This window comes from Bacillus sp. Bos-x628, assembly GCF_040500475.1.
In the GTDB taxonomy this organism is placed as follows: domain Bacteria; phylum Bacillota; class Bacilli; order Bacillales; family Bacillaceae; genus Bacillus; species Bacillus maqinnsis.
Genome location: NZ_CP159360.1, coordinates 19,095 through 45,686, shown reverse-complemented (window position 1 = coordinate 45,686; position 26,592 = coordinate 19,095). Strand labels below are relative to the sequence as shown.

The 26,592-nt window shown below is 33.3% G+C and carries 32 protein-coding genes; 2 read left to right on the top strand and 30 right to left on the bottom strand.

Going from position 1 to position 26,592, the window contains the following annotated elements; all coding sequences use genetic code 11:
* Positions 1–74 precede the first annotated feature (74 nt).
* From ABVJ71_RS17470 to ABVJ71_RS17445, 6 genes are all read right to left on the bottom strand, one after another.
* Positions 75–1,043 carry a hypothetical protein gene (locus tag ABVJ71_RS17470; RefSeq protein WP_353856864.1) on the bottom strand — a complete coding sequence of 323 codons (969 nt, stop codon included), beginning with the start codon at positions 1,041–1,043 and terminating at the stop codon, positions 75–77.
* A 75-nt stretch (positions 1,044–1,118) separates the two neighbouring features.
* Positions 1,119–1,319, bottom strand: coding sequence for a hypothetical protein (locus tag ABVJ71_RS17465; protein WP_353856863.1), 201 nt, complete (start codon positions 1,317–1,319; stop codon positions 1,119–1,121).
* 300 nt (positions 1,320–1,619) lie between these two features.
* On the bottom strand, positions 1,620–2,144 hold the full coding sequence (locus tag ABVJ71_RS17460; protein ID WP_353856862.1) for an HAD family hydrolase: 525 nt from the start codon (positions 2,142–2,144) through the stop codon (positions 1,620–1,622).
* An 11-nt stretch (positions 2,145–2,155) separates the two neighbouring features.
* Complete coding sequence (locus ABVJ71_RS17455; RefSeq protein WP_353856865.1) at positions 2,156–2,392, bottom strand: hypothetical protein; 237 nt, start codon at positions 2,390–2,392, stop codon at positions 2,156–2,158.
* A gap of 34 nt (positions 2,393–2,426) precedes the next feature.
* Positions 2,427–3,113, bottom strand: coding sequence for a hypothetical protein (locus ABVJ71_RS17450; RefSeq protein WP_353856861.1), 687 nt, complete (start codon positions 3,111–3,113; stop codon positions 2,427–2,429).
* A gap of 51 nt (positions 3,114–3,164) precedes the next feature.
* Positions 3,165–4,199 carry a hypothetical protein gene (locus ABVJ71_RS17445; RefSeq protein ID WP_353856860.1) on the bottom strand — a complete coding sequence of 345 codons (1,035 nt, stop codon included), beginning with the start codon at positions 4,197–4,199 and terminating at the stop codon, positions 3,165–3,167.
* Positions 4,200–4,466: 267 nt separating this feature from the next.
* On the opposite strand from ABVJ71_RS17445, the gene ABVJ71_RS17440 reads away from it, so the two are divergent.
* The gene (locus tag ABVJ71_RS17440) at positions 4,467–5,030 is read left to right on the top strand and encodes a site-specific integrase (protein WP_013603294.1); all 564 of its coding nucleotides are present in this window, start codon (positions 4,467–4,469) and stop codon (positions 5,028–5,030) included.
* A gap of 159 nt (positions 5,031–5,189) precedes the next feature.
* Here the strand turns inward: ABVJ71_RS17440 and ABVJ71_RS17435 are convergent, their stop codons facing one another.
* The 17 genes from ABVJ71_RS17435 to ABVJ71_RS17355 form a co-directional block, all read right to left on the bottom strand.
* Entirely contained in the window at positions 5,190–5,717 is a 528-nt protein-coding gene (locus ABVJ71_RS17435; protein ID WP_353856859.1) for a 3D domain-containing protein, read from the bottom strand.
* 309 nt (positions 5,718–6,026) lie between these two features.
* Positions 6,027–6,233 carry a hypothetical protein gene (locus ABVJ71_RS17430; RefSeq protein ID WP_353856858.1) on the bottom strand — a complete coding sequence of 69 codons (207 nt, stop codon included), beginning with the start codon at positions 6,231–6,233 and terminating at the stop codon, positions 6,027–6,029.
* 26 nt (positions 6,234–6,259) lie between these two features.
* Positions 6,260–6,550, bottom strand: coding sequence for a hypothetical protein (locus ABVJ71_RS17425; protein WP_353856857.1), 291 nt, complete (start codon positions 6,548–6,550; stop codon positions 6,260–6,262).
* A 72-nt stretch (positions 6,551–6,622) separates the two neighbouring features.
* Positions 6,623–7,078, bottom strand: a complete 456-nt coding sequence (locus tag ABVJ71_RS17420; protein WP_353856856.1) for a YopX family protein — start codon at positions 7,076–7,078, stop codon at positions 6,623–6,625.
* Entirely contained in the window at positions 7,078–7,785 is a 708-nt protein-coding gene (locus ABVJ71_RS17415; RefSeq protein ID WP_353856855.1) for a dUTP diphosphatase, read from the bottom strand. The genes ABVJ71_RS17420 and ABVJ71_RS17415 overlap by 1 nt, the downstream gene beginning before the upstream one ends.
* Before the next feature lie 282 nt (positions 7,786–8,067).
* Complete coding sequence (locus tag ABVJ71_RS17410; RefSeq protein ID WP_353856854.1) at positions 8,068–9,291, bottom strand: N-6 DNA methylase; 1,224 nt, start codon at positions 9,289–9,291, stop codon at positions 8,068–8,070.
* The gene (locus ABVJ71_RS17405; RefSeq protein WP_353856853.1) at positions 9,272–9,949 is read right to left on the bottom strand and encodes a hypothetical protein; all 678 of its coding nucleotides are present in this window, start codon (positions 9,947–9,949) and stop codon (positions 9,272–9,274) included. Before ABVJ71_RS17405 ends, ABVJ71_RS17410 begins: the two co-directional genes overlap by 20 nt.
* Positions 9,936–10,076 (bottom strand): hypothetical protein, encoded by a 141-nt coding sequence (locus ABVJ71_RS17400; RefSeq protein WP_353856852.1) that lies wholly within the window; start codon positions 10,074–10,076, stop codon positions 9,936–9,938. The genes ABVJ71_RS17405 and ABVJ71_RS17400 overlap by 14 nt, the downstream gene beginning before the upstream one ends.
* A gap of 141 nt (positions 10,077–10,217) precedes the next feature.
* Positions 10,218–11,495 carry a hypothetical protein gene (locus tag ABVJ71_RS17395; RefSeq protein WP_353856851.1) on the bottom strand — a complete coding sequence of 426 codons (1,278 nt, stop codon included), beginning with the start codon at positions 11,493–11,495 and terminating at the stop codon, positions 10,218–10,220.
* A gap of 129 nt (positions 11,496–11,624) precedes the next feature.
* On the bottom strand, positions 11,625–11,855 hold the full coding sequence (locus tag ABVJ71_RS17390) for a hypothetical protein (RefSeq protein WP_353856850.1): 231 nt from the start codon (positions 11,853–11,855) through the stop codon (positions 11,625–11,627).
* 35 nt (positions 11,856–11,890) lie between these two features.
* Complete coding sequence (locus ABVJ71_RS17385) at positions 11,891–12,763, bottom strand: DNA gyrase subunit A (protein ID WP_353856849.1); 873 nt, start codon at positions 12,761–12,763, stop codon at positions 11,891–11,893.
* 124 nt (positions 12,764–12,887) lie between these two features.
* Positions 12,888–14,804: a toprim domain-containing protein gene (locus ABVJ71_RS17380; protein ID WP_353856848.1), complete on the bottom strand. Its 1,917-nt coding sequence runs from the start codon at positions 14,802–14,804 to the stop codon at positions 12,888–12,890.
* A gap of 107 nt (positions 14,805–14,911) precedes the next feature.
* A complete protein-coding gene (locus ABVJ71_RS17375) occupies positions 14,912–15,775 on the bottom strand; it encodes a replication initiator protein A (RefSeq protein ID WP_353856847.1) in 864 nt (287 codons plus the stop codon).
* Positions 15,776–16,128: 353 nt separating this feature from the next.
* Positions 16,129–16,485: a hypothetical protein gene (locus tag ABVJ71_RS17370; RefSeq protein WP_353856846.1), complete on the bottom strand. Its 357-nt coding sequence runs from the start codon at positions 16,483–16,485 to the stop codon at positions 16,129–16,131.
* A gap of 125 nt (positions 16,486–16,610) precedes the next feature.
* Entirely contained in the window at positions 16,611–17,189 is a 579-nt protein-coding gene (locus ABVJ71_RS17365; RefSeq protein ID WP_353856845.1) for a thymidine kinase, read from the bottom strand.
* A gap of 214 nt (positions 17,190–17,403) precedes the next feature.
* Positions 17,404–17,673 (bottom strand): hypothetical protein, encoded by a 270-nt coding sequence (locus tag ABVJ71_RS17360; RefSeq protein ID WP_353856844.1) that lies wholly within the window; start codon positions 17,671–17,673, stop codon positions 17,404–17,406.
* Positions 17,670–18,524: a hypothetical protein gene (locus ABVJ71_RS17355; RefSeq protein WP_353856843.1), complete on the bottom strand. Its 855-nt coding sequence runs from the start codon at positions 18,522–18,524 to the stop codon at positions 17,670–17,672. Before ABVJ71_RS17355 ends, ABVJ71_RS17360 begins: the two co-directional genes overlap by 4 nt.
* Before the next feature lie 441 nt (positions 18,525–18,965).
* On the opposite strand from ABVJ71_RS17355, the gene ABVJ71_RS17350 reads away from it, so the two are divergent.
* Positions 18,966–19,115 carry a hypothetical protein gene (locus tag ABVJ71_RS17350; RefSeq protein WP_353856842.1) on the top strand — a complete coding sequence of 50 codons (150 nt, stop codon included), beginning with the start codon at positions 18,966–18,968 and terminating at the stop codon, positions 19,113–19,115.
* A gap of 147 nt (positions 19,116–19,262) precedes the next feature.
* On the opposite strand, the gene ABVJ71_RS17345 is transcribed toward ABVJ71_RS17350, so the two are convergent.
* From ABVJ71_RS17345 to ABVJ71_RS17315, 7 genes are all read right to left on the bottom strand, one after another.
* The gene (locus ABVJ71_RS17345; RefSeq protein ID WP_353856841.1) at positions 19,263–19,862 is read right to left on the bottom strand and encodes a sigma-70 family RNA polymerase sigma factor; all 600 of its coding nucleotides are present in this window, start codon (positions 19,860–19,862) and stop codon (positions 19,263–19,265) included.
* 452 nt (positions 19,863–20,314) lie between these two features.
* The gene (locus ABVJ71_RS17340) at positions 20,315–20,872 is read right to left on the bottom strand and encodes a RusA family crossover junction endodeoxyribonuclease (protein ID WP_353856840.1); all 558 of its coding nucleotides are present in this window, start codon (positions 20,870–20,872) and stop codon (positions 20,315–20,317) included.
* Entirely contained in the window at positions 20,869–21,417 is a 549-nt protein-coding gene (locus ABVJ71_RS17335) for a guanylate kinase/L-type calcium channel region (RefSeq protein WP_353856839.1), read from the bottom strand. Before ABVJ71_RS17335 ends, ABVJ71_RS17340 begins: the two co-directional genes overlap by 4 nt.
* Complete coding sequence (locus ABVJ71_RS17330) at positions 21,417–21,707, bottom strand: thioredoxin (RefSeq protein WP_353856838.1); 291 nt, start codon at positions 21,705–21,707, stop codon at positions 21,417–21,419. The genes ABVJ71_RS17335 and ABVJ71_RS17330 overlap by 1 nt, the downstream gene beginning before the upstream one ends.
* Before the next feature lie 138 nt (positions 21,708–21,845).
* The gene (locus tag ABVJ71_RS17325) at positions 21,846–22,055 is read right to left on the bottom strand and encodes a hypothetical protein (protein ID WP_353856837.1); all 210 of its coding nucleotides are present in this window, start codon (positions 22,053–22,055) and stop codon (positions 21,846–21,848) included.
* 15 nt (positions 22,056–22,070) lie between these two features.
* Positions 22,071–22,439: a dUTPase gene (locus tag ABVJ71_RS17320; protein WP_353856836.1), complete on the bottom strand. Its 369-nt coding sequence runs from the start codon at positions 22,437–22,439 to the stop codon at positions 22,071–22,073.
* 257 nt (positions 22,440–22,696) lie between these two features.
* The gene (locus ABVJ71_RS17315) at positions 22,697–26,530 is read right to left on the bottom strand and encodes a PHP domain-containing protein (protein WP_353856835.1); all 3,834 of its coding nucleotides are present in this window, start codon (positions 26,528–26,530) and stop codon (positions 22,697–22,699) included.
* Positions 26,531–26,592 lie beyond the last annotated feature (62 nt).

Below are 26,592 nucleotides of genomic sequence, written 5' to 3'. Positions count from 1 at the left end.
TTTTATCAACCTCATCTCATATTTGTTCATAGATAAGCCAACGAGAATTTCTTCTCATTGGCCGGGTTAAAACATTAAAAATCTGGCATATCGTCTGTATTTGGAGCATCACTAAATGGGTTATCATCTTGTGGTGGTTCCATTCCAGTTGGTAGAGATCCAGGAGGAAGATCATTTCCGTTTGTACCAAAACCACTTGGTGGGGTATCTTCAGCTGGTTGAGAAAGCTCCTGAAGCTTGAGTTTTCGGATTTGAAGGGCTGTTTCAATTTCTTCTTCTGTATAAGCTTTATCACCAAAGTAAGGAATTTCTCCACCGATTATTTCAATATTGTTTACATAGTTCGTTACCTGACGAACTTCTGCTTTTTCAGTGGATCCAAAGCCATGTGAAACTTGGTTTTCTGATTCTTTAACTTCGTCCACAACAGCATAGTTATTAATTTTGAAGTTTAATTGACCAGTAGAACCTGCAGGGTATAAATCCATAAATGCTTCAGCAAGTTCTGGCCCAACAATCGTATTTTTTAGTTCAATAACTTCATTTCCCCAACCAACAGTGAAACCTTTAACTTTGTATTCTCCAGTTGGAAGGTCATTTTTAATAACCGGTTCAAATCCTTGAACAACTGTATCAATTGTCGCGATTGCTTTATCTGATTGATCATTTGTTTCATCTAATCGGTTAAAGAAGATTCCTTTAACTTGGTTAAACTGAACAAGGTTCCCTTGAGCATTATAATATTCGTTTAATGTAAGTTCTCCATTAACTTCAATTCGGTCAGCTACCTCTGCCCCGTCATCTTCAATAGTTTTGTATACATTTTTTACAGTTTCGATGCCTTTAAAGAGCTTTGATGATTCCATCATAAACACTGAAATTTTTATTTCTTGAATACGGTTATCAAATTTTGAAAGAACAACCAGGTTACCAGATATATATTTATTTCCTTTTTTGCTTGTTTTTACTTCTAAATCTTTGGATTTAAGAGTGCCGATTATTTGAACATTATTTTGTAGTTGTCTTAATTCTTTATTTTCCATGCTTTATTTTCCTCCGATTTGATAATAGTTGAGTAATTGAGTAATTTTATTTTTTAAGTTCTCATAATAACTTAATTATGAGAAAATAGATTTCAATACATTTTCGAAAGTTGATTTTTTAGATTCTTGAACTACTTCTTTAGTAAAGAGTGATTTAAACTGATCCATAAGAATAAGAAATTCTAAATCATCAATTGCTTGTATAGATTCATCTTTGTTCATACCAGCTAGGCGAAATTGAAGATAAGCGTAGGTTTTTTCGATTTCATTTAACATAAAATTTTTCCCCCGATTTGTAATGGATTTTTATACATGTTTTTTATATCTTAAGTTTTAGAAACGTAAATCAAAAAAAGAGAACTCTTTCGAGTTCCTCTGTAACTTTAACTTTCTAAAATCAACTAATTCAAAATAATACTCATAACCTAACCATCTAAGAGTTATATAACCGCGGATTGTAGTAAACTAGTGATTGACCAAATTAAAAGAGATCTATGAGGTCTTTTAATTAATATAAAATTTGAATTCTATATCTGAATTAGTTTTGTTCGAAGCTTTATCAAAAGAATAGAAAGGCTAGTTTCCCTCTGATTTTTTAATTTGATTTTCAATTTCTGCTTTTATTTTTGTTTCTGGAGGTTGCCAACCTTCTGGTTTAATTATCTTTCCCTTATTATCTAAATCATATCTTGGTTTACCATCAGGAAATAACTTGGCCATGTTTGCATCTTGCACAATATCAAAGAGTGGTTGTGGTTTAACTCCGGCCACAACAAACGATCCTTGAACAAAATAATTCACATCAGTTAATGCATCCATTTGATCAACAAGAATATCTTTAACGGGCCCTTTCTTAATTACTTTAGATTCAGCAGCAATAATTCCTCTAATCAACTCTGTTATCAAACCATAAAATTTTATTTTGTTTCCCTGGACTGTTGCGTATAAGAATTCAACTAATTCTTCGGCTGTCCAGATTGTTCGAGCCAAAGCAATATCTTCAGGAATAGGTGTTGGTTTTTCTGAAATTAAGTGATGGAATGCTCTGTGAAACTTTTCAACTTGAGATTTGGCATAGTCTAAACCTTTTTCTTCTTCCATGATCATTCTCCTTAATGTCTTAAATGTTCATTCTTTAATGTAAAGGGGTTTTGATCTATTTCATTGCTGACTATTTCAGCTAGATCAATAATTGTCAAATCAAGGTCTTTAAGATCTTCTTCGCTTAACTCATTTACTGATTCATATAAGAGCCATGTCTTATCATTTTTAGTTTGAGGTACTAGTTTCTCACGAAAACTCTTAACCATCCTAGTTAAAGCTTCATAACTTGGTGTAATCACAATCATCACCTCAAAGGGATTTTTGTTATTATATCTATGTCTATAAAAACGTAAATTGAGCTCCAGCTTTTCGGGCCATTTCTTTTAATATTTTGGTTTCAAAAAGTTCTATTGATGTTTTATCGAGACCTCTGTTTGTAAACAGAATTCTTATGTCTCCTTCGATCCAATATAATTCTCCATTAACCATATCATCATTAAAGAAATGTACCTCGAGATATTCAGCCGGTCTACCGTAGAATTTTATTTGTTCTTCCTTTTCTTTCTGATCTTTAAAATCAATATGCTTATGGTTTTTAATTTGAATTGGAATAGAAATGTTGAAGTCTTTTAAATGAAGAACCGTACCATCAATTTTTGAATTACGGTCTTCTTTTGATGAGGGAATATCAAACCAGAACATTAGGCAACTGTTAACGAGGTTTCTAACGACAATCTCTTGAAAAATAGGGCGGCCTATTCTTTGAAAGAAATACTTGATATAATTCCTTTCTACTTCGGTTCTATTTCCATAGTGTTTTGTTGCATTATTGAGGAAACGAGTAATCTCTTTTGGATAATAATTCTTCCAAATAAAATTAAGTATTTCAATCGGCTTAATAAATGGATCTCTTTCCGTGAGTTTAAATGCAACGTACTTAGCTAAATAAAAATCAATGTGCCCTTTGCCATCTGTTCCTTTTATAACAGCATCATGACATTCTGCTTCAAGTCCATACTTAAACATAAGTTCATTCTCCTGTTTTAAATATTATTCAAACGAAAAATACAGAGATTCTTAGATCTCTGCTTCTTCTGCGTCATACTTATCTCCTACTGCCGCAACTTTCTTAACAATACGATCAATGGTTCGAGATATTTTTATTTGATATGTGTTAAGATTTCCAGATATTTCTTCTTGAGTTAATCCATTTTGGGTTTGTCTTAAGACTTCTTTTTCGAAGTCAGTGAGGTTAGCTTTTTCTATTGTCGATTTTAAATCTAATAAGATAAAACTAAAATCATCATTTGGATCGAAATCTGGTTTTAAAAATAATAATCCTTTGGCTGAAATGGTTTTTCCTGATTCCGTTTCAATTACATCCCCTTTTAAATGGAGAGGATTTGTAAAGTCAAACACATCAATATCATAGTTTGTACTCTGAGAGAAATATTTAAGATTATAACCGAACACACCTAACAGTATATCTTTTGAATAAATCATATCATTCTGTAGTTGACCTTTAATACGAGATAAAATGAACCGATTTCCTTCTTTATTCTTTAATTTTTGTGTTATGAAATCGTGAAATGACCCATAGCTTCTTAGAATTTCTCCCAACCAATCATTTCTTTCGAGATCTTCAGGTGTAATAGATTGAGGTTTAAGTAGAATTTTGTTTCCTTCCTCTTTTTTTAAAAAGTGAATAACGTTTTCGGCAAAATCATCATTATTTGAGTTAGTCAATGATTCTATGGATGGTTCTTTCTCAACCTTCTTTTGAAAGTACCGTTCGTCTGAATAAAAAATGTACTCTGTTTTCCCTCGTTTTTCTTCTTTCTTGATTTCTTCACTTGTTAATAAATATGTGGCCATACGATCTAATGATTTACAAACATTGTTTTGGTGGGATAAAAAGTCTCGATTTGTAATTCCTGTTTTAAAATAACTATCAAAATATTCGGAATAGAAATTAGTCTCATTTAGGATCTCTTCCACAACTTTTTTCCGTTCCTCTAATGTTGTTTTTTCAAAATCAATTTTTTTGTTAATTTCATGAACTGTCGTTCCATCTAATCTCCCTTTAAAGTTTCTTTGTGATGTAAAACTCATTTATTTGTTCCTCCGTAAATTTGTTATATTTATTTTGAATTAATTTAATATTCGGAATTATATAACGATTATATCCGTGATTTTCCATATGTAAATTAGTGGAAGGGAAAATTTATAAGTCTGCGAATCTTACACAATGACATTATGTAAAGTATTAAATCCCTTCATATTAATGTTTATAAGAAGTGCTTACTTTTCATTGTTTTTGAATCTTACATAACATATAATTATATTATAATATGTCATATTAATTAAAAGGTGATCATTTTGAATATGGTGAGCCCCATTAGAGACAAAAAACAACTGGAATTACTAAAAATGTATTTGAGAGAAAAGAGCAAAAGAGATTACTTAATGTTCATGGTTGGAATAAGTTCTGCCCTCAGAATTAGTGATATTCTTAAATTGAAGGTTGGAGATATTTGGGATGGAAGAAAGCCGAAAGAATTCATTTATCTTCATGAAGAAAAGACAGGAAAATATAAAAGATTTCCGATTACTGAGAACCTCCAAAAAGCAATTAGAGAATATATGAAAGAATATCAGCTTGACCAGGAATCCTATTTGTTTTTCAGCAGAAAAGGTAATAAACCCATCTCCCGCCAACAAGCTGCACATATATTATCTTCAGCTGCAGATTACATTGGAATTAAAGAACCAGTATCAACTCATAGTATGAGAAAAACATGGGGGTATTGGGCGTATAAAAAGGGTTACTCATTAGCTTTAATAATGGAGGCTTTGAATCACTCAAGTATTGCTATTACAAAGAAATATTTAGGGATTACTCAAGAAGATCTTGATGATGTGTATATGAGTATGAATTTGTAATACATATATAATAGAAGAAACTCGGAATTATGGAGATTCATATAATAAAAAAATGATCCGAATTAATCGGACCATCAATGCTTTTGGCTACCGTTATAATCTCTTCTATACTGACCCCAAGCTAGGAGTGGAATTGAGATGGCAGCATTAATATTACCTTCACTTTAAAATCTTAATTTGAATATCTCTAACACCAAATTCAATACATTTGTCATTAGTATTTAAATAGACGTCAATTTTATTTCCTTTAATAGCTGATCCAGTGTCTTCAGCCTTGTATACACCATTAAGATACTCGTATCCTTCAGGAAATTTAATTTCAACTTTTGATCCTAATGGAATAACTCTTGGATCAACTGCAATAGTACGGCCTTCTTGAACTTTCGTGCCTGTCGCCGTAACAGAACCCATAGAATACGCTGTTGAAATAAAATGTTTATATCCCTCATAAACCATTGGTTGATGTTTTTCAATTCCAACTTTTGTATTTATTTCTTGTCCCGGAAAAATCAAAGAAAGATTTTTGATTTGCGGGTTAGCTTCTGCTAAATCTTGAAGAGACATATTATTTTGACTTGCAATTTTTGACATTGTGTCGCCAGGCTTTACTACTTGAGCTCGAGCAAAAGAGGAAGAAGCAATTAGCATTGATACTATTAGTGTCGATACGGCAATTAGTTTTTTCATAGGTTCTTGCCCTCCTGTATTAATTTGGTTCATTCTTTTTCTTTCAGAACCTTTTATATTTATATCTATGAATATAAATTCGTAAATCAAAGCAATATTACAATTGGATTACATAGAGGACTAGTCCATGCCTGCTTCGCCCCATAAATTTACGGGTCTCTTTCTGTGAGCTCCTGTAGGAGTTCTTCGACTTATCCTGTTTCACGTCTTCTCCTTTCCGACAAATAAAAAATGGACACCAACTATCACCCTTAAAAGATGTTGATCAGTGCCCCCAGATCCCCGCCTTGGACTTGTTTAATTGTTTTGTTAACTCAATTCGATTCCGTAATTCTCACCATAATCTTCAATGTACTCCTTTAGCAATTCATCTAATTTAGAATAGAAAAGCATGTCATCTTCAACACCGTATAGGAACTTCTCGATGTCTTCTTTGTTTAATCTTAACTCAGATAACCCCTCACCGTTTTCTAGTTGGTATTTGATAAATGTTCTAAATGCTTGTCTTGGGTTCATTTTACATCCTCCGTTGTTCAGATTAATTAAAATAATTCATTAGTTGGTGAATTTTCAAGAAAATTCACAATTTCAGTAAATACTTTGATGTGTTCATCTTTTTGGGGCTTTACATCCCATCCTCTATCATAATTTAAAATGCAGTTTTCTAAACCTGTCCATTTATCACCTATTGATACTGTTAATAAGCTAACTCTTCCTTTGTTTATTCCATATAGAGAACCTTTATCAAACAATTTTGCATCAAAATGATACTCACCATTATTTACAAAACCACTTACATATACTCCATCTCTTTTGATAAATTTTAATTCCATCTTAATCATCCTATTAGATTTTATAAGTTAAATCTTTAGTGAAACTTATCTTAATTAATAATCTTCCAACATCTATTTCAACTCCTTTGCGCATTTAAACGCAAATTTACCCTCGGGAATCTCAAATTCAATATTGAGCTTCATTGTGGGGCCCTTCAATAGATACAGTTCAGGATTTTGATAGATGTTTCCGATGACTTCACCATCATTAGGCATGTACGTTTCATCATTGCAACGGCCGCATCCATCGCTATCAGCAAATGGAAAGAAGCCTGCTCGCTTTTGATCAAATTCAACCTTTATCTTGTTATCCCTCGAAGCCCAAATATCTCCCTCATAAATCTCAACGCCATTCTTATCTCTCAATCCGGTAAACTGCATTTTGTGACAGCTGGGATAATAATCAAATTGATCACTAGCCTCGGCATGATCTGGTATAGAATAAGGAATTCCCTCTGGTGTCAGACCTACTTCATAGACCATTTCTTGAGCATTCTCATCCCAAACACGGAATTTAATCTCTCGCATCAGTATCCCACCTGCTGTCGCCCGTGATTTATGGCGTTCTTGTCCATGTATGCTTTTTCTATTTGTTCAGGTGTGAAGCCGAAGCCAACGATTCCAATTGCCAAGAACAACCCCCAAGCTGATTGGAAGTGCAAATTTTTCACGTCTTCCTTTTTGAACAATCTCGAATTTAATAAGTGCCATTGCATTTCTAAGTACACTCTTGAAAGATCGCCTTCAAAATTTTCCTTTGTGAAATTAAATAATGATTCTTCTGGAATGTGCAGAATGTGCATATCTTTTTGCCAGCCCTTTTTAATCGCAATTGATAAGAAGAAGTGAATGCAGTCCACATATTCTTCAAGCAACGGATCAACTTCACGGTATGCAGTCACGCTTCCAGCTTTGCAAATAGGGCACTCGTCATAATCAGGTTCAAACAAATTTTCAAAGTCTTCTCTTGTCGGAAATTCACCGCAATCATCACTTTCGCATCTAAAGTGAGTAGCATTTTCTGGTGTTGCGCCTGCAGTGGTGAATACTTTTCTTTTGGGTTCTTTCTTATTACTCCAATGCTTGAACCAGCGTCCTTCATTCGCAAATTCGCCTAGTTCAGTAATTAGAGCAACATATGTGTTAGGCAGAAGGTCTTGACCTTCCAGCTCTTTTTCTCGGATGATTCGTTCATCAAGCACTTTTTGCACTTCAAACATTTTTTCAATGTTCATTTCGCGCCCTCCTAAATATCCTTTTTGATAACTTTTAAGAAAAATGAAGTTGTATCTTTAACGTCCACTTTGTCAAAGCATGTTCTTTCATCTGTGTCGCAAAGAGGTATTCTTAATTGCATGTTTGATTGTTCATAGATTTTATATTTAGCAGTTTTTCTATTGCATATAACGCAGGGCTTGCTTTCACATGAATACTCGCTGCCTATTTTCACGTTCATTCCTCCTAAACCGCTAGTCTGTTTTATACTCCGCCCATTTCCTGATCAGGTTGCCCACCCATCAAACCGCCTCCTTTTTCGTTGCATAGTATCGGTCTACAATGCACTCCTGCCAGTCAAAGTCGAACGTTGACACAGGCTCGCCGTTCCACAACACTTCTTCCCCTGCACCTAACGTTAATTCGTTCCAGCGTAATGGTCCGTCTGAAAACGTTCTCTTGGCGTCCATTAACCCGTCACATGTATCGTTGCCATGCGAAAAGAAAAACGCATCATTACTTTTTTCAATGCCGTACCAACTCGGTATATGCGGGTATAAGTTTTCTCGCATCAAATTACCGTCGGTGAAGTCATCCAGTAGTTCGTCTAGCTGATTTGAATCCGTCACTTCTCCTTTATGATTCCAACCGATGTCTTTAACAGATGAGAAATATGCAGGTGTTTGCCCTTCTAGAAATTTAGCGTCAAAGTCCGATATATCTTTGAAACCGCCTTTTCTAAAATTCGAACCCCATTTCGTCGTGACTGGCGATATCAACTTAGTCCCAGGTGGCGCCTTCCGAATTATTATAATTTGTGTCGCGACTTTCGTACCTACGTGTTGAAAAGTTTCTGACGGAAGCATGATCGTAGCAATCTGCCAGCAGGTTTCGTGCATAAGTTTCCGAAGTTTTTTTGCGTAAGTAGTGTACGAGATACCTAAAGGAAGAATAAACGCAATATAACCTCCAGGCTTTACCGATTTGATTGCGAGTTCTATAAACGCAACCTCCGACTTCCCACGATATTTATTCTTAGTTTTAGATACGGACGACCACACTTCGTCTTTAGGCGCTTCAAATTCGACTGAAACGCCATAAGGTGGGTTTCCGATAACTAAATCGTAATAGGCACGGCGATCATGAATCAGTGCATCGCCTTCGATTACTTCCGCCGCCGGATATAGGATGGAGATTACTTTTGCACTAGTTTTATCGAGTTCTAAGGCGGTAATAGACGCGCTTTTAGGTGCGTGTTCTAAAAACACACCGGCACCTGCGGATGGTTCAAGAACTCTCGGATTTTTAGGCAGCTTCGACGCTAATACGTCCCACATGAACTTAGAAACGTTGGGTGGCGTAAAGATGGCGCCTCTGCTATATGCGTTCGGTATTAAGCCGCCGGACGATGTATAATTATTACGCAAAAAGTCTACTTCTTCAGTCGTTATATCATCGATAGGCTTCGCAAGTATTTCCATTGATTTGACGTTCCCATCCCATCGTTTACGGCCGGCTTTCCCCATCTATACCACCTCCTTCCGTCGGTTGTGGCACGTTTAGATACGCCGCTGGTACTTCTAGACCTAACGCACGTCTTAGCGCAATAGCCTTGCCGATGTGTGCGTTGAAGCAATCGTTAGGTGAACATTTGGCGATTCCGTAAGACGCTTTGCGACTATTCGGTATTTTCGCTGTGGCTTCAACCGATCCGTTTTCCGCATTCACTCTGATTCCGATATTAAACGCTTTAGATAATCGATTACGCATTTTCAGCGTTTCGACGTCTTCCTTCGCCTTTGCAACGATTTCATCCCGTTTCTGTTGATCGGATTTTTCATACGTACCATGTAACGCCTCAATCTCCGCATCAAAACGTCCTTGATCGTATCCATTCTTATATGAAAGTGTTCTTAGCGTCTTCATTACGTCTTTACCCAACGCAATTAATTCGTCATAGCTCATTTCGTATAGGCTCGGTGCTGGCGTGTGTTCTCCAACAATGACTTCGTATTCGTGGTGCCAAATTATCGGCTCTGTATCTACCTTTACACCGTTAATGTCGACGCTATTTACGATAAATACATCACCGTTTTTATATGATTCCATCGCGTATTCAGCATCCGTAATTAAAATGCGCTCGCCTACACGCGCCTTACGTTTCTCCGTCTTATATTTCGTCATTACGCTCCATCTCCTTTTCGTATGTTTTAATCGCAATTTCGGCGTGCTCAATCGTCAGTGACACTGTTTTTTCGTCATCCATAAAAACGGCATTTCCGACACGACATCTTTCCTTATACCAAGCCACTGCAATGTAGCCACCATTGCCCGTTGTAATTCTTCGAGTTTCTTAACGTCAAACGTTCTTTCCACGATTTAACCGCCTCCATCCTTCCCTTTTTGCTTGTAAATTATATAGTTTGTTAGCTTCTCTTACACTCGCTGAAAATTATGAATAAGACACTTCATCTTTATCATTACGAATTCTATTTAATGAAGGATGACGTAAAGATAAACTTCCATGTTCATTTTTGCTTTCTTGAAAGTATTTAATCTCAACAATCTTTCCAATTACCAAAGATGGATCTTTCCAAAAATCAATTTTCCATTTTTCTTTTAAGCCGGCAACAGCTACTCGATGTCCTTTATAGTCAACAATAATTGAACCACATTTACCACCTCGTATATCCTCTACAACATCAAGACAACGTAAATCTGCTTCTTCTTCTGGTTTTACTTTTAGAAGGTTCGGAGACTTCTTCAATTCAAATATTCCATCAGATAAATGTATCATTAATCCTTCTTCTCCACGCCCAATTGCTTCAAGAAACAAGTCATCAATAACATCCTTTTTATTTCCAACATAAAATTTAGGAATAGCCGATATTAGTGAATCTGTTGGCAGAGAATTTTTGATTGTTTCTTCTAAAAAAGCGCGCCTAGTTTTGTAAGGAACATCAAAAATACCTTTTTCATAATCATCAATTGGAATCATGTCGAAAAGCAATAATCTAATGTCTTTTTTAATTCCATGTTTCTTCAAACGACTTTGAGTTTCTCGGAATAAATCTGATGAAGAAAGATTGTCTCTATTTACGTTTACGAGCTCTCCCTCATAAACAAACCCCGTTGGAAGTTTTTTCATTAACTCTTCGAGTTCAACTAATCCTTCATATTTGGCCCCAGTAGTTGTAATGAATTCACTACCTTCTTCCAAATTCTTCGTCGTTGATCTGAAGCCATCAACTTTAAGAGAGACAATGAACTCTTCTCCTTTTGTAAGGTGTTTTTTAGGATTATACTTTTGTCCTTTCATAACCTTATGTTTATTGATAAACCCTTTACCGTAGACTCTATTTAAAGTAGTTGAAGAGATTCCAATCGGCAAATCTTTTGTTAATATAGACTTAGCCAGTTCTCGTTCTTCTTCTGTTTTAAGTTGTTTTAAAAAGATCTGAATTGACTGGATTATTTGATCAGATCCAGTATTGTAAAGAATTGTGTAATCCATAGCATCAAAGATGGTTTCAAGTTGAGTATAAGTAGATAAGGAAACTTCTTTTTCGATTTTCTTTTTTGCTAAACCTGTTTTTACAAGTGGGTCGTAAACAAACTTAAAAATCTCCTTTAAACCCTCAACATTTTCATATTTTCTTAGTAATTCTTCTTTTCCTTTTCTGCTTGATTCATTTTTAATCTCCTTAAAAATTTCAACGTATTTCTTCATAATAGTAGTTGAGCCTCCGGTTTCCTTCTATTTATTTCGATTAACGAAATAATATTATCACTTCTTATTTGAGTCGTACACACTAAATACAGAATATTACAAAAAATAGCTAGATATTTAAATCTAGCTCTATACAAATGCGGCCATTCTTTTTGATATCATTTTTCTTTTTTCTATAGCTTCATAGTTATTATTACGAGATCGTTTAATGACAGTTGTAAGTATCCAGCGATTTCTTTCTTTTACAAAGATGAATTCCTTACTATTTCTAGTAAAGATATGCCTCACATTACCGTTATTCACTATCTGCTTTATATTTAAATTTCTTACATCACGCTTAATCCTATCTTTAATATTCATACGGCATTCGCCTACTCTCTGTTCATATCGTTGTATTACGTGATTAGTAATAATAAAGTCTTCAAACATCCTATCTCCCTCCGATTTAGATCTTTGACATCAGTTACTTCTTTTAATTTACCAATTTTATTTAATTCTACAATTTTTTCAATAATTGCTTCTCGAGTTGTAGAGTAAGGAATTTCAGTAATGTGTATCTCATTTTTTGCAATTTTGGCTTTTCCTCGGATCTTAACTGTTCCTCGGCCTTCCTCATTCAATTGGTAAAATACATTATCTTCTTTAACAATAAAACCTCCAGTTGCAAAGTCTGGAACTAAGATTGTTTTCTCTCCTGTCTCAATATACTTAACAATAGCTTCATTAAGTTCTTTCAAGTTAAATGATGGAATAGACGAACTAAAACCTACCCCAATTCCTGAATTTGAGTAAGCAAGTATTGAAGGAAACTTAACAGGAAGTACTTCAGGCATCTTTATTGTTCCATCATAGTTATCAATAAAATCAACAACATCCTTATCAAAGTTCTGCATCATATCAATTGCTATATCTGAAAGTTTAACTTCAGAATAGCGATCCGCCGCAGGCATTAAATCCCTTGAAGTGTATTGACCAAAGTTCCCTTTTCCTTCAAGCATGGGGTTTGTATGGCGATCTTTTTGAACCATACCAACCATACTTCCATAAGAACTACCATGAGGATGTAACTTCATAACCTGTCCAGCAACATTTGCAGATTTCGTAAACTTAAAAGCTTTTTGTAAGTACATAGAATAGAGTATTCTTCGATGAACAGGTTTCAGACCATCACGAATATCAGGAAGGGCTCGGTCTAGTAATATATAAGCGGAATATTCCATCATATAGGATGGAATAATTTTCTCTAACTTTTTGTTTGTAGTAGTCAAGTTAAAAATTACCTCCTGGTTATTGAAAATCCTTTATACGTAATTTTTATATCTATTCTTTCTAAAACGTAAATGAGAATATAAAAAGATTGGCAATCAAATTACCAATCTTTTTATAACTCTATTAAATTGCTTCTTCAACATACTTATAAAGATTTTCTGAAATGTATTCTTTTCTGTTATCAACATTACTGCCCATCCAAGTTTCTAAGGATTCAATCATATTTTTTGTATCTTCAACTGCTACTTTTATAAGGTTCCGCGTTTCTTTATTCATTGCAGTTTCAGCCATAGTAACTGCATCAAGTTCCCCCAAACCTTTACAACGAGAAATTGTGTATTCTCCCTTTAAAGTGTTAATATTTTGATCCTTTTCGCTTTCTGAATAGAAATAAGTCATTGAATCATCGTCCATTTTGATTTCATAAAGTGGTGTTTGAGCTATATAAACATAGCCTTCTTCAATTAGCTTTGGCATTAGTCGATATATCATTGTAATAATTAAGCATGCTATTTGGGCTCCATCAGAATCCTGGTCAGTAGCAATAATAATCTTTCCGTAACGGAGATTATTAATATTGAACGTATCAAGATCCTTATTTTTTTTATCAGCTTGAATGCCACAACCGAGAACCTTAATTAGATCAGTGATGATTTGGTTTTTAAAGATAGTTGTATAATCTGCTTTAAGACAGTTCAGGATTTTCCCTCGAAGTGGATAAGCAGCTTGATAAACGGCATCACGAGACAATACAATCGACCCCAACGCAGACTGGCCTTCAGCAATAAAGATTTCAGAATCTTTTCCGTGCTTCTTACAATCAACCAGATTCGCAACTTTATTTCCAATACCATCTACCTTTTCACTTAGTTTCTTTTTAAGCTGTTGTTTAGCTTTTTTAGACTGGGTATTGTGTTTCTGTACTTCAAGTAAGTGACTAATGAATTTTTTGAAACCTTTTTCATTTTCTATTTGAAAAGCCTCGAGAAGTTGAGTAGCATGTCTTTGGGCAAATTTTCGATAAAGCTTCTTATCAGTTGAAAGTTTTGTTTGGTTTTTAAATTCAACTTTATTAGATAAAGCCACTAAAACAAAGCTAACACTCGATTCAATATCTTCTGTTGTAAATGAATTAATTCCTTTAGGGAATAATTTATTTTCTCTAGCATATTTATTACAAAAGGTTTTTATCCCTATAATAACACCGTCGTTAAATGAACCCCCATCAGAAAGGTAAGTTAGATTCAAATAAGCTTCTTGAATTGGATCGGTAGTTGTTGAAAAAGTAAGCTTTATTTGAGTTCGTTCTTCATCTTCTTCATATAAAGCTGCCGGCGCGGTAATAACTGGCGAAGTTGCGGTGCTTCCAATCAGTTCTCCAAAATAATCTTCCGCACTTTCATAGTGAAAAGTTTCTTCTTCATCATTATGAATGAATACCAACTTAACTTTAGGCGAACCGATAGCAAATCTCCTTACAATTTCTCTGACAACATTTTTGTCGTAAGTAACTATTGGATAAACGTCAGGGTCTAATTTAAAAGTTATGGCTGTTCCGTGTTTGTCTTCGTTTATTTTTTCTTTTGTTAAGTCTTGAGTGAGTTCTCCGCCATTTTCAAATTTTAAGCTATATTTATATCCATCATAATAAGACTCGATATGAAAAAACAACGAAGTAAAGTTAAGGACGGTTGCTCCTACACCATTGGTACCCGTTGTTGTCTGCTCGCTTGTCTCGTATTTCGTAGAAGCAAACAGAGTTCTAAACAATAATTCATAATTCTTAACACCATCAGTTTCACCATCAATTGGTATGCCTCGACCAGTATCTGTAATTCGAACAGTTTGAAAATCATCGAATAATTCAAGAGTAACCGTTCCTTCACCAAAATTATTTATAACCTCATCTGTTCCATTAGCAAGGATTTCTTTTAAACCATGATAATAATTATCTGCCGAGCCATACCAAATTGCGATTTTCTTTCTAGACTTCTCTCTATCATCTAATCTTTTAATCTTGTCTTTATTAATAGCAGTCAAGTTAAAATCCTCCTAAAAACATTCCCATATATTGGATTTTTCTATAACATTATATCCTTTATTTTTAGATTCGTAAAACGATTTTAGGAATATTTTTAGATTAAATTTTAATTATCTAACCAATTATAGAACGGTACTTGGCCATTTGTTTTCTTCTCATTAAAATCAATATTTCCATACTTTAGATTTCTTTTGTAAAGAGCATTATCAAGGCATACTCTAAAATAGGCTCCCAAGTTTTTAACATCTGGAGTCTTCTCTACTTCATTTAAAACCATAATGCAAACTTCTTTTGTCAACCCTTTTTTCATATATTCAGAGATTAAATTATGTATTGTTTCTTCTCTTGTTAACAATTTGTTAACAAGATTATTCTCATTATTATTAAAGTTATTTTTAATAGAGTTATTATTATTAGTGGTTCTTTTTGACCGATCCGGATGGTTCAATTTGACCTCTCTTGATGGTTCAATTTGAACTTTCCCGGAAAGTTCTTTTTGACCTATCCGTTCATTACTGGAAAGTTCTTTTTGACCCATCCAGTTTTTATCTATGTTTTTGGCTGTTTCCTCTGCTTTAATTAAAAGGTCATCAACTTCATTGTTTAACCGATAAATATCTTTTTCGGTATACTCCAACATCAGAGGATAGAGGATGTTGGACTTGTTCATCCCTTCCCTTTTTTCTTCTAACAGTTCGTATTTTGCTAATTCTTTCTTTGCTCTTTTGAAAGTTGAATCTGAGAATCCGAGAAGCTCTGAACCTTTTTCAATGCTTAAACGAACGTAATACCTTCCGAGTTCGTCTTTCCAATTGTTCATCATACTGAGCTTGATTCGGTCGATTAAAATTATGTAGAGTTTCATAGCATTCGGATTCATAGTTTTGTATTTGTCTCCGATCAGAAGAATTTTTGGAACCTGGTAAAATACCAAAGAATCAAGATTATCAGCTGTGAAATATTTACTCATTTTTGTTGCTCCTTTTTATTGAAGTCCGAAGCAACACCTGATATAATTGTATTAAAAATAGCCAAAAGTTAATAAAAGGCATACATGTAGCCCTGTTAAACTTTGATCGGTTTGCTCAGGTGCTGCCAATCGAAAAATAGTCTAGCGCCAACTAGGCTATTTTTTATTATTATAATACTTTGTTGAACTTTCGTAAATGAGTATGAAAAAATCCTCCTTTATCGTCGAAAGAAGGAAGAAAAGGTTGACATATTGGAAATGTATTAGGTAAAATATAAATCAGTAGTTGAGTTAAAGTTATTTATTTCACAGTCCCACTCTTTTTCTCCGATTAGAGTGGGATATTTTTATATTTAATTTTCATCATCGAAGAATACTTCTAAATAATCAGTTTTACCACAATTAGTACAGATTTGATCACTTTCAGAGATTCGATTACAAAGCTCACAGTAGGCTTTTCCTTTTCTAATATCATCAATAATTTCTTCTACATACTCTTCTGGAATTCTAATTCCTTCTTTAGAGACTCCCTTGATTGGTTTAGTATTAAATTCATACTTGAATAAAGTTTCTGTGTCAACTTCTAAAGTTTTCCCAGAAATTTTCTGTAGTCTATCTTCCCAAACGGGATCTCCAATATATACCCCTGACAGATCAGTGTTTTCATTTCTATAAATGTCAGCAGCATTTTTTTTTATCTTGATTTTCATTTTATCCTCCACAGGGTAAAAGATTATTAATCTTTCTATATTTATTATAACATTTTATGTAATAAAATAAATAAAAAGTGAGCAAAAAGCTCACTTTTTCATTAAAAAATTCAATAAAATTTTTATTAACTCAATTCGTAATAATGGTCGGAGCACAAAGCAAGATAAATATTCTTTTCTTCTACAAATGTTTCTCCGAATCGAGAGACTTTTCCGTCTACGATTCTAGCATTATATTCAGCTATCTTAGGACACATAGAGACTTCACAACTTCGTTCAATTCGATTTATATTTTCAGGAGGTAGAATGCTTAAAAGATGTTTAGACGAGTCAAACAACTCTCCTGTGAAAGTTAGATCAAGACCATAAAAGTGAATAGACCCATGGTAATGCGTGGATAATGACACAATTTTTTCAACAGTTTCTTTAGACAGAAACTGTGATTCATCAATATAAATCGTTTGAACGTTTGTCATAGATATAATGGATTCTAATAAAAAAATATTTTGTTTGATTTGGTCTTTGTTTAAGTTGATCGATCTAAGACTGCGTCCATCCCTGCTTTCGACTTTTCCAATTGAAAAAGTATCTTCAATTAAACAAACTGAAAGGACCACGTTCTCTTCTGGATCCATTAAGTAATCATCAATTAATTTCTTAGACTTTCCTGAGCCCATGACACCTGTATTAAAAGTTATATTCATAGATAAAGTATCCCCCATTATCAAATTTAACTTTGTAATTATATCCTTACAACTGAGAACGTAAATGAAAAAGTTAAAAAAGGTCCAGCTTAATAGCTGAACCTTTTAATAGATTAAGAGTGAAACTTTATGAATTACTTTTTTGATAGACCATACATCAGATCTATTATCGACTTTTCTACAGATTAATAACTCTTTTTCTTTAGCTCAATTTTTATAAAAATCCGCCGGAATCATCTGGTAATTCAATTTTTTCAGTTTTCGGTTTAGAAGACTCATTGACTATACGAGGGGCGGTCTCATATACAAGATTCGACTGAACAACCCTTTTTTGTTTCTCCTCAAGGTCTTTTTGAATCAATTCTCTTAAGTACCAAGCAATTCCTCCCGGTCGTTTTTTAGCGTCCTCAAGAGCTTTACAAATTTCAGGGTACTTCTTTCTGTTCCAATTGATCTGATACATAAAGCTATCTTCGAGTCTCACGCAAACATCTCCTCGAACTTATTACCATATTTTAGAAGTAAACCGACTGAATTAACGTAATAAGAAGGCATATCTTCCTTAATTAGTTCGGCAGAACTCTCTTTACCTAGTTCAGCAGAACTCACCTCTGAATATCCAAGATCTTCTAGGTGTTCTTTCATTTCTTTAGCTTTACCACCAGTACAAACAATAGGGTAGTCATAATTAATATTGCTACAAACCTTAGCAAAAGTCTTTGCTAAATCCAGTATTGAATTATCAATTGTTCCACCGTTAATAGTATGACTATCCGTCTTACTTATCGAGCCATTAACTAAATATAAAACATTCAATGTCTTAGAACCGGCATCTACAATGACACAATTTAATGAATCTGAGAAATATAAAGCTCCTAATCCTTCTGCTGCCATCACAATATTATGTACAATGAATTTAAATGGTTGTCCTTCAACAATAACTTCTCTTTCCCCTTTGAAATTTTTGATGAAATATTCTTTATCTGAAATCATACTTTCATATGGACAAGTTAGTATCAAGTTGAATTCATTCTTTCCAGTTTCTTTAAAGATTGTATAGAGAGCATAAACTAATCGAATTTGGCCTTCCATATGACCTTTTCTTGTATTACCGAAATACATCTGTTTTTCGCGACCGAAATAGAAGTTCTTAACGGCTTCCCCAACATAATAATCTAATTCGTTGTACTGTACTCTTTCCATTCCCTCGTGGTCTTCTAAATCCTTATAGTCATGAAGAATGGAAGGAAAACTACCTACTTTAATTTGTTTTTTGTCCTTATAAGCGTATTTTGTACTAAAATTCCCAATATCAATTACAGTGGTTAAAGTCAAGTTAAAGCATCTCCTTAGTTTTCTTTGGTTGGAACACATTTCAATTATAATGGAAAGTTATTCATTCGTAAATAATTTCTTAAATAAACTCTTAAATAAACTCTTAAATAATCCATTATCTAATCGTTTGAGAATGAAGAAAAACTGTTTTCTCTTTATCTTTACTAATAAAAATAAAACACTTTTATTTTTATTTATTTTAATTTATAATGGACTCTGAATAGGATTTGTTTTATTTGTAGGATAATGAAAAAAATGGAAATTTGGTAATTTCAATATGAAGTTTTAAAATTTTACGAGGGAACTTAACGTTTTTTGAATGTTTGTGTTCTAATCATATGTGATATATATAATAATAAATAAGCTTTAAATATAGTCTATTGATTCATTGGATTGAAATAAATTTTAAGACAAGAATCGAGAAAAGAATGGAGAATGTTTATGACTTATGTAGTTACCGCGCGAAATGGTGATAATAAAGTGTGGGAAGTAGAAGAAGATTTTCAGAGCTATGAAGAAGCAGAAAAAATGATAGAATATTTGAAAAAGTATGTATCGTCAGATGCGAATTGGGAGATCACACCGAAATAAAAAGAAGCGCATAAGGCATGAGTAAACAATACTGTAACGAAAAATTCTATTTATTACCACTTTGTATTATGTTATAATAATTAAGGAAAATAAAAGTCTTACCTTGTTGGCAGCAAAGTAAGACTTTGAATAAAAATATTTTTAATGTTAGGCGATCTCAAGGTATTCTTTGGCGATAATAGCACGTAATCTTTTCTTGAGCTTTAGGACTCGCTGGTTGGCAGCCTGGCGAGTTAATCCATGTTTTTTGGCATAAGCATTAACTGGATTATTTTTTACGTCAATAATAATTTTAAGTAAGTCCATTTCATCTTCTTTAACATTTTTTAAAATAATTGAAAAAAGTTCTTTAGAGGTAATGTTATCAAAAGATGTGTCGTTGGCAGCGAGCATATCTTCTATCTTGAGATCGTCATCACCAATAGGTGATGATATTGAAAAGACCCCATTACTTTGATTTTTTTGGGCATAACGGGAGTATGTAGCATTTCTTACTCCTTTTCTTAGCTTCGGATATAGATATGTTGTAAAACAGCACCCCGTATCTGAATTATATGCTTCGTAAGCTCTCCATAATTCAAGCTCTAATTCTTGCTGAAAATCTTCTTCTTCAACTTGATTAAATATGAATTTAGAATTAGCTTGTTTCATAGTCTTATAGACCATTGGTAAAAATCTTTTCCTCACCTCTTCAAATGTCATTTGAATTAATGATCCATTTGAAAATAAGATTGCTTTTTTCTTCACCACGTCTCGTCCTCTCTATTTATTTTTAAGACACAAGTAAAACCAAAATTTCCATAATCATCAGACTTAATGATTATATCTAGGAAAATAGAAATGTAAAATAAAAAAATATTATTTCCCCTTTTTGGAACATCTTTGAGAATTTTAAGAATTATAATAGGAAATTTCGGTAAAACTTACAATTATTATTATATTACATAAGAACTATACCGTACACATTTTTTGATTATTCACTAAAATTAGAGGATTATGAAAGTTTAATTTCTTTTATGTATATGTTCCTTTATTATTTGACTGACACGCTAATATAATATCATAATACGACGTTAAAGGGAACACTTGTTCTATTTTTGATAAATAAAAATAGGCATATATATGTATAGGTATGTCAAATGGCCTTTAACATAAAATATTCATTTTATGTATATGTTTAACTCAAGAAAAGGAGGTATTTACCTCCTAGCTAAGCATTCTTTATTAGAAAGATTGAATTCTTGAACTACCCTATTGTCAATAATTCTCTTAAATATTGTACATTTGTCGGGCTTTTTCTTGCATAAAACACAATTTTTGTTTTTGAAATCTTCAAGATCTTCTGCGTCATCAAAAACACCAATATTAGTAGCTTCATAAATTTCAAATTCTAGTCTTGGATTTTGATTATCAATATAAACCCTTTCTGCAACTGGTAGAGCCACATCGTCATCAATATAAACTCCAGCTTCCGTAAAGACATCAAATGGAACTTTTAAAAAATTGTTAGGGTCTTTCCTCTTTCGATCTAAGAAAAACTTGATTTTTACGAATACTAATTTCCCCTTTTCAGGTTGTTCCCATTCTTGTTCTTTCATTTGGTCTTTCACGTAGTCAATAAAGAAAGACTTATATATCTTAGTTTCTTCTGAAGGATATGATTGAACAAATTTACGGGGGCCTTTTGAAGAAACTTTGTAATTAAGATAGTTGTTAACTGATGGAGGTAACGGTGAAACCAACTGTAGACTCTTCATTTAAAATCACCATTCATAATATTACAAATCTCCTTAATAACCTGATCCTTATCCATTGAATCAACAATGTAATCAACTTCAAGTTCTAATCCTTCAAAATCTTTTTCATCTGCGATCAACCTTCTTTTGAGCTCAACTGAATTATCTTCTCTTTTGATTCCCCTAGCTAATCGAATATCATAGGGGGCCATTAAATAGATTCCAGTAACATTACTCGGACCGTATTTTTCAGTTAAATCACGATACCCAGAAGGCTCTGTAATCACGATTTGATCTTCAAAGAGTTTTATATCTTGGCTATTAATTGCGTAGCCCCAGACGTCTCCAAATGCACTTTTAAAGCTATTCTTTGCAACTAATAAACCTGATTCATCCATCCACTTAAAATAATCTTGAGTAACGAAATGATAATCGACTCCATCAATCTCATCTGGCCTTTTTGGTCGAGTTGTATAAGATGTAATTGTTTTATAACCTTGTTTGACTAAAGTCTCTAATGCTGTAGTTTTACCGGAACAAGTTGCACCAAGTAGAACATAAATCATTAAAATCCCCTCTCTTTAGAGATTTTAATGATTTCTTCTATAAACTCCAAAGTATTCTCGATGTCTTTGCTCGAAAACGGTCCTTCAAAAACAGCAATTTTTTTACCATCTTTATTAAGAAAAATAACGTTACACCATTGTTTAAGTTCATATAGATCAATCAATTCTGGAAGTCTATCAATTGAAAATTTTTTAACTTCATATCCTTTAAGATCAGCAGCATTTAATTGGCTCTCTAAAAATACTTTAAGGGGATCTTTTTCTTTATAAGCCCAGATGATTTTTATCATGATGTTTCCTCCGATTTAATAGTTGAGTAGGAAGATTAAAATATCATTATCATTAGAATAATGGCTTGTCCTGTTTCAAATATCAAAGACAAGACTATACTAAACCAAGAAAAATAATCGTAAATCCATTTAATTACTTCACGATACAGTTGATACTAAATCTTTATCTTTGTAGTACTCAACAGTGACTTGAATGATGAAATACTCAACATCTTTTTTGATTTTTCTGGTGATACTATGAGACTTAATATAATCGCCATGTTCTTGTTTTTGCTGATCAATGATTGCCTCTGCTTCAGCTTCGGCAGTTGAGAAATACTTAGTGGTTGTTAACATAGTAGTTGTCATAGTTATTACCTCCAATTAAATATATCCAAGAGAAGGATCCTCTTGACGTTGATAGTTAATTTTATTTTTTTCTCTATACATACGAAGGATTTCTTCTTCTGTCATACCAACAGCAACCATTATATTAGTAAAGAAATGAAGTGCATCAATAACTTCTTCTTTAAATAACCTTTCATGTTTCTCAATACTGTAATCTTCTTTCTCATATTTACTCGACCATTCTTTAGCATAAGGAAGTTCATGAAGAGCTTCACTGAGTTCATCAATTGTCCATAGCATCATAGCCTTGATGTATGTAGCCTTTTCTTGAGGAGTCATGTTATCTATGTCATGACCCATACGTTTTTGAAACTCTTTTTGATTATCAAGAATAAATTGATTCATAGTAATGAGTCCTTTCTCCGATTTAAATATTTTTATTTATATTGTTATTTAATTAATTACATAATCCTTTATATTTATATCTTGTTATTGAAAAATGTAAATCATTTATTACATTATTTTTTAAATAAAGGGATTATAACCATCATGACCGATGGTTATAACAGAAATGTAAATCATGACTCTCATATCTTGTCTTTATATTGTTAGATCCAACTGATTTCCTTATAGAATTCATTAGAATTAATAAAAGTCACAGGTTACTCTGTGACTTTTGCCATTTGGAGGTATAACTTTTCAGAGTCATAGCCCTTGATTTTTATTGTGCTATGCTTAAACTGTGTTCCTGTCGTGCGAAGAACAAATTCTTCTCCACGTCTAAAACCGATTAAAACAAGTTTGCTTCCTCGTTCAAACCAAGACGGATCAAGAACTTGTTTTTCTTTACCATCAATTCGAACAACCTTTTTATCATAGTGAGCAAACTGACCTTTAGAATATCTAACAGTTACTACACCAGCATCTTGAGTTAGGACATGGACAAGAGATTTCTGTTTATTTTTTTCAACTACCGTTCCAGCAATAATATCGATCTTGTATTGAGGAACATTATTTCCGCGTCTATTTTTTTTGTACTCTGTTATAACAGGGTTAGGAGGGAGATCATTAAAATTAACAATATTAAAGTAGTTGTTTAATGGCATGTAATCTAATTCATGTTTTTTAGAGTAGAATAGCAATGTTTCCATTTCCCAAGCTTCGATTGTTCCTTGACAATGTTTAGCCCAGAACTCTTTCATTTTAATCTTGTTAAATTGTTCAGCAGCTTCAGGAGAAGTAACCCATTTTCTTAATGGATCAATAATCTCTTTATAAGCTTTATCAAAAGTTTTCTGGTCAATACAGAGCTTTCCATTTTTAAATTCATAATCAACTGGATAAGGAAACACCCGTAAGAAATGCATAAATTCTTGTTCAATTTCTTTTGTCATTGGTACTTTATTTCTTCCAAAAAGTTTATTTCGAAAATTATAGATTTCAAGTTCTATTCTGAATTTCTTCTGATCTACTAAGTGAATTATGGTTGGTAGTTGGACCATTGTAAGCTTTTCCTTTTTAGGGGTAATGGTTTTAACAAAGTTGATCATTAAAAGTCGTCTATTTGGATAAAAAGAATCAAAACAACCAGCTTTTATTAACGAAACAACTTTTGCTTCAGAAATTAGACCTGGAATGACTATCTTCTTAAAGAAGTCTTCAAAGCTTTTATAGGGGCGATTTTCAATGATTTTTTCTATTGCATCTGTTCCTAAACCGGCAATCGGTTTGAGGCCGAATAAGATTTTATTCTCTTCTTCTAAAGGTGTGAATCCCTTATTTGAAAGATTAATGTCTGGGTTTAAAATGTCACCTTTCATATCTCCAACAGCTTTAGCAATCGCCCCGTATTTTGTACCTTTTTCAGTTTCTCCTATCATTCCCGCATTAACTGATAAGCAAGCTGTCTTCCAATAAATCGCTCCATATCTATAACAAATATTCATTTCAATCATTAATATCATTGTATATCCAGCAATATGGGGTAATGAGAAAGAATATCCAAACTGAGGTTTAAACTCTTTATTCCAAACATAGTCTAGGAATATTTTGCGAGCTCCAGTTTTCTCTCCTCCTTCATAAAATTTAATTCTTTGATCTTCAATTAATTTTTGGTTTGCTTTTGCAACAGATTTTCGGAATTTATTAGCTTGAGTTAGGTTAAAACCGGCGATCCTATCATCCATAGCAAGCAACATTAATCCTTCTTGTGTATCACAAATCCCATACCTATCAAGTAAATGTTCCTCAAGAATCTTAATTTCTTTTTCATTCAGCCCAGCCGATCTCATTTCTTCATACCAATCTTGAATATTATTTTTAAAACGAACATATTTATCAAGTGGTTGCTCGCCATCAGTACTTAATCTCATCAAAGAGTTGCCAGCACAGAGTTCATCAAATGATCGAGGATTAATTTTTGTAAGAGCTTGCTGGCCAACTGCTGTTTCAAATTGAAAAGCATTCAAAACATGACCTTCAAATAATAAATCAAACATTTTAGGAGCTTTCATTTCAAGAATGTCTGGATGAAAGTATTTATTGTAAGTTTCCCTCAAAGATCCCTGCCATTCAATTTTCCCATGATCTAGAAGCAGATCTAAAGCTGTTCTAATTCTATCAAGAGCATTAATGGACAGATAATCTAATTTGAGCCCACCCATATAGATACTATCTTCTGCATCAAATTGAGTGATAGGCAACCCTGAAGTTGTTTTCATCATGGCATTTTGTTTTATATATCCATTAGGGAAAATAATAACTCCTGAAGCATGTTGTCCGCGACCAGAAATTAATCCTTCAATAGAGAGCATTGCTTCTTTTAGACCTTCGTATTTATCAACTTCACGGCAAAATTCTTTAGCTGGTTTGGTTCCTTCTTTTGGATTTCCGTAAAAGCACTCATGTAAGCTCCAAATACCACCCTTCCGGGTAGGGATTAAGTTAGCAATATTATGAGCAATATCTTTATCAATTCCTAACCCACGACAAGAAGTTAAAACAGTCGAACGAGCCCCTTCTGTTGTAAAAGTTCCCATATTCAAGACGTTCTCTTCTCCATAATGCTCTTTTGTGATTTGAATAATTTCATGGCGCTTTGATCCTTCAGAATCCAGATCAATATCCGGTAATTCAGGCCGTTCTTTTGATAAGAATCTCCAATGCGGAAGATTAAATTTAATTGGATTTAGCTGAACAATATCTAAAAGGTAATTCAGGTAAAAACAACATGCTGATCCACGACTCACGCCAACCAGTGAGACTTTCCACATTAAATCAACAACATCTTTTGAAAGGACAAAGTAAGACGAAAGTGGCTGGCCAAGTTTTTCAGTAATATGGTAAAGTTCATCAAGCTCAACATTTATTCTTAAAAGGTTCTCTTTATTTAGCTCTTGTTTCTTTGAAACCATACCTTCAGCTATTAAATGGAGATAATAACGATCAATGTCGTACTGGCTTTCAGCATATTTTCTTATATACTCGTATTCCATATAGTAAGGAGTAAATAGTTGACTCATTTCATATTTTGGGATATGTGCCTTAGGAACTTTGGTTTCCTGGGCGAATGTAATTGATCCAAGTTTTGATCTTATTTCATTAGTATTATCAACAAGAACATCTAATACTTCCTCATCAAAGTACTCAAGTAATTCTTCATACCCCATAACATAAGTTGTAGCATAAAACTCATCAACTTCCCTCTCTCCTTCTGATGCTGTGAGATATATTTTGTGAGCTGGCGCGTATTTTTTATTAAGGTAGTGAGCGTCAGTAGAGACAATACATTTAACATTGTAGGCTTCAGATATTTTTAACATCATTTCATTGGCTACTAATTGATCTCGATTTTTTGAGGGTTGCAGTTCAAAATAACAGTCTTCTCCGAATACTCCCTTTAACCAAACAATAAAATCATGCACTCGTTTTTTATTTTCTGGAGTAGGATCGTCATGATATGCAATTAAAGACTGAGGAAGTTCTCCACCAACACAAGCTGTACAAGCAATAATTTCTCCTTGATACTCCTGCATTAAAGACATTAATTCATCTTTATATGTCGGCACCCGTTCCATTCCACGGTAGAAGAAAGAATTGTACCAAGCTTTAGAGCTAAGTTTTTTCAATCCTTCATATCCTTTTTGTGACTTAGCGATTAGTATGAAATGGTGGAAGCTTATCTTTTGGTTTAATGATTTTTTCTCCATAGTATCTACTTTATCAACTAGGTATATTTCGTTACCAAACCCTAATTTGAAATCTCCAAGGCGTTCTTTATTCTCTTCAACGTACTTGTGGGCTTTTACGTGAGATGATAAAGTTTCGTGATCTGTAATGACTACTCCACTCAATCCAATCTCATGACAATAATTAATCAATTCTTCTGGTTTATTAATAGCATCTCTTAATCGAAAATTTGATGCATCAGTATGTGAATGAGTCAAGAAAGGCTTTTTCTTATACTTTTCGATACTTTGTTGTTGTAGTCGGGTCATGATTAATAACCTCTCATTTCTTGTATTTTTATAAAGTATTTATATCTGAATTGACAGAAACG

What these genes read in the sequence shown, in the direction of transcription:
- ABVJ71_RS17470 (WP_353856864.1), bottom strand. Translation starts at nt 1,043, where the DNA reads ATGGAAAATAAAGAATTAAGACAACTACAAAATAATGTTCAAATAATC.
- ABVJ71_RS17465 (WP_353856863.1), bottom strand. Translation starts at nt 1,319, where the DNA reads ATGTTAAATGAAATCGAAAAAACCTACGCTTATCTTCAATTTCGCCTA.
- ABVJ71_RS17460 (WP_353856862.1), bottom strand. Translation starts at nt 2,144, where the DNA reads ATGGAAGAAGAAAAAGGTTTAGACTATGCCAAATCTCAAGTTGAAAAG.
- ABVJ71_RS17455 (WP_353856865.1), bottom strand. Translation starts at nt 2,392, where the DNA reads ATGATTGTGATTACACCAAGTTATGAAGCTTTAACTAGGATGGTTAAG.
- ABVJ71_RS17450 (WP_353856861.1), bottom strand. Translation starts at nt 3,113, where the DNA reads ATGTTTAAGTATGGACTTGAAGCAGAATGTCATGATGCTGTTATAAAA.
- ABVJ71_RS17445 (WP_353856860.1), bottom strand. Translation starts at nt 4,199, where the DNA reads ATGAGTTTTACATCACAAAGAAACTTTAAAGGGAGATTAGATGGAACG.
- ABVJ71_RS17435 (WP_353856859.1), bottom strand. Translation starts at nt 5,717, where the DNA reads ATGAAAAAACTAATTGCCGTATCGACACTAATAGTATCAATGCTAATT.
- ABVJ71_RS17430 (WP_353856858.1), bottom strand. Translation starts at nt 6,233, where the DNA reads ATGAACCCAAGACAAGCATTTAGAACATTTATCAAATACCAACTAGAA.
- ABVJ71_RS17425 (WP_353856857.1), bottom strand. Translation starts at nt 6,550, where the DNA reads ATGGAATTAAAATTTATCAAAAGAGATGGAGTATATGTAAGTGGTTTT.
- ABVJ71_RS17420 (WP_353856856.1), bottom strand. Translation starts at nt 7,078, where the DNA reads ATGCGAGAGATTAAATTCCGTGTTTGGGATGAGAATGCTCAAGAAATG.
- ABVJ71_RS17415 (WP_353856855.1), bottom strand. Translation starts at nt 7,785, where the DNA reads ATGAACATTGAAAAAATGTTTGAAGTGCAAAAAGTGCTTGATGAACGA.
- ABVJ71_RS17410 (WP_353856854.1), bottom strand. Translation starts at nt 9,291, where the DNA reads ATGGGGAAAGCCGGCCGTAAACGATGGGATGGGAACGTCAAATCAATG.
- ABVJ71_RS17405 (WP_353856853.1), bottom strand. Translation starts at nt 9,949, where the DNA reads ATGACGAAATATAAGACGGAGAAACGTAAGGCGCGTGTAGGCGAGCGC.
- ABVJ71_RS17395 (WP_353856851.1), bottom strand. Translation starts at nt 11,495, where the DNA reads ATGAAGAAATACGTTGAAATTTTTAAGGAGATTAAAAATGAATCAAGC.
- ABVJ71_RS17390 (WP_353856850.1), bottom strand. Translation starts at nt 11,855, where the DNA reads ATGAATATTAAAGATAGGATTAAGCGTGATGTAAGAAATTTAAATATA.
- ABVJ71_RS17375 (WP_353856847.1), bottom strand. Translation starts at nt 15,775, where the DNA reads ATGAGTAAATATTTCACAGCTGATAATCTTGATTCTTTGGTATTTTAC.
- ABVJ71_RS17370 (WP_353856846.1), bottom strand. Translation starts at nt 16,485, where the DNA reads ATGAAAATCAAGATAAAAAAAAATGCTGCTGACATTTATAGAAATGAA.
- ABVJ71_RS17365 (WP_353856845.1), bottom strand. Translation starts at nt 17,189, where the DNA reads ATGAATATAACTTTTAATACAGGTGTCATGGGCTCAGGAAAGTCTAAG.
- ABVJ71_RS17350 (WP_353856842.1), top strand. Translation starts at nt 18,966, where the DNA reads ATGACTTATGTAGTTACCGCGCGAAATGGTGATAATAAAGTGTGGGAA.
- ABVJ71_RS17340 (WP_353856840.1), bottom strand. Translation starts at nt 20,872, where the DNA reads ATGAAGAGTCTACAGTTGGTTTCACCGTTACCTCCATCAGTTAACAAC.
- ABVJ71_RS17335 (WP_353856839.1), bottom strand. Translation starts at nt 21,417, where the DNA reads ATGATTTATGTTCTACTTGGTGCAACTTGTTCCGGTAAAACTACAGCA.
- ABVJ71_RS17330 (WP_353856838.1), bottom strand. Translation starts at nt 21,707, where the DNA reads ATGATAAAAATCATCTGGGCTTATAAAGAAAAAGATCCCCTTAAAGTA.
- ABVJ71_RS17325 (WP_353856837.1), bottom strand. Translation starts at nt 22,055, where the DNA reads ATGACAACTACTATGTTAACAACCACTAAGTATTTCTCAACTGCCGAA.
- ABVJ71_RS17320 (WP_353856836.1), bottom strand. Translation starts at nt 22,439, where the DNA reads ATGAATCAATTTATTCTTGATAATCAAAAAGAGTTTCAAAAACGTATG.
- ABVJ71_RS17315 (WP_353856835.1), bottom strand. Translation starts at nt 26,530, where the DNA reads ATGACCCGACTACAACAACAAAGTATCGAAAAGTATAAGAAAAAGCCT.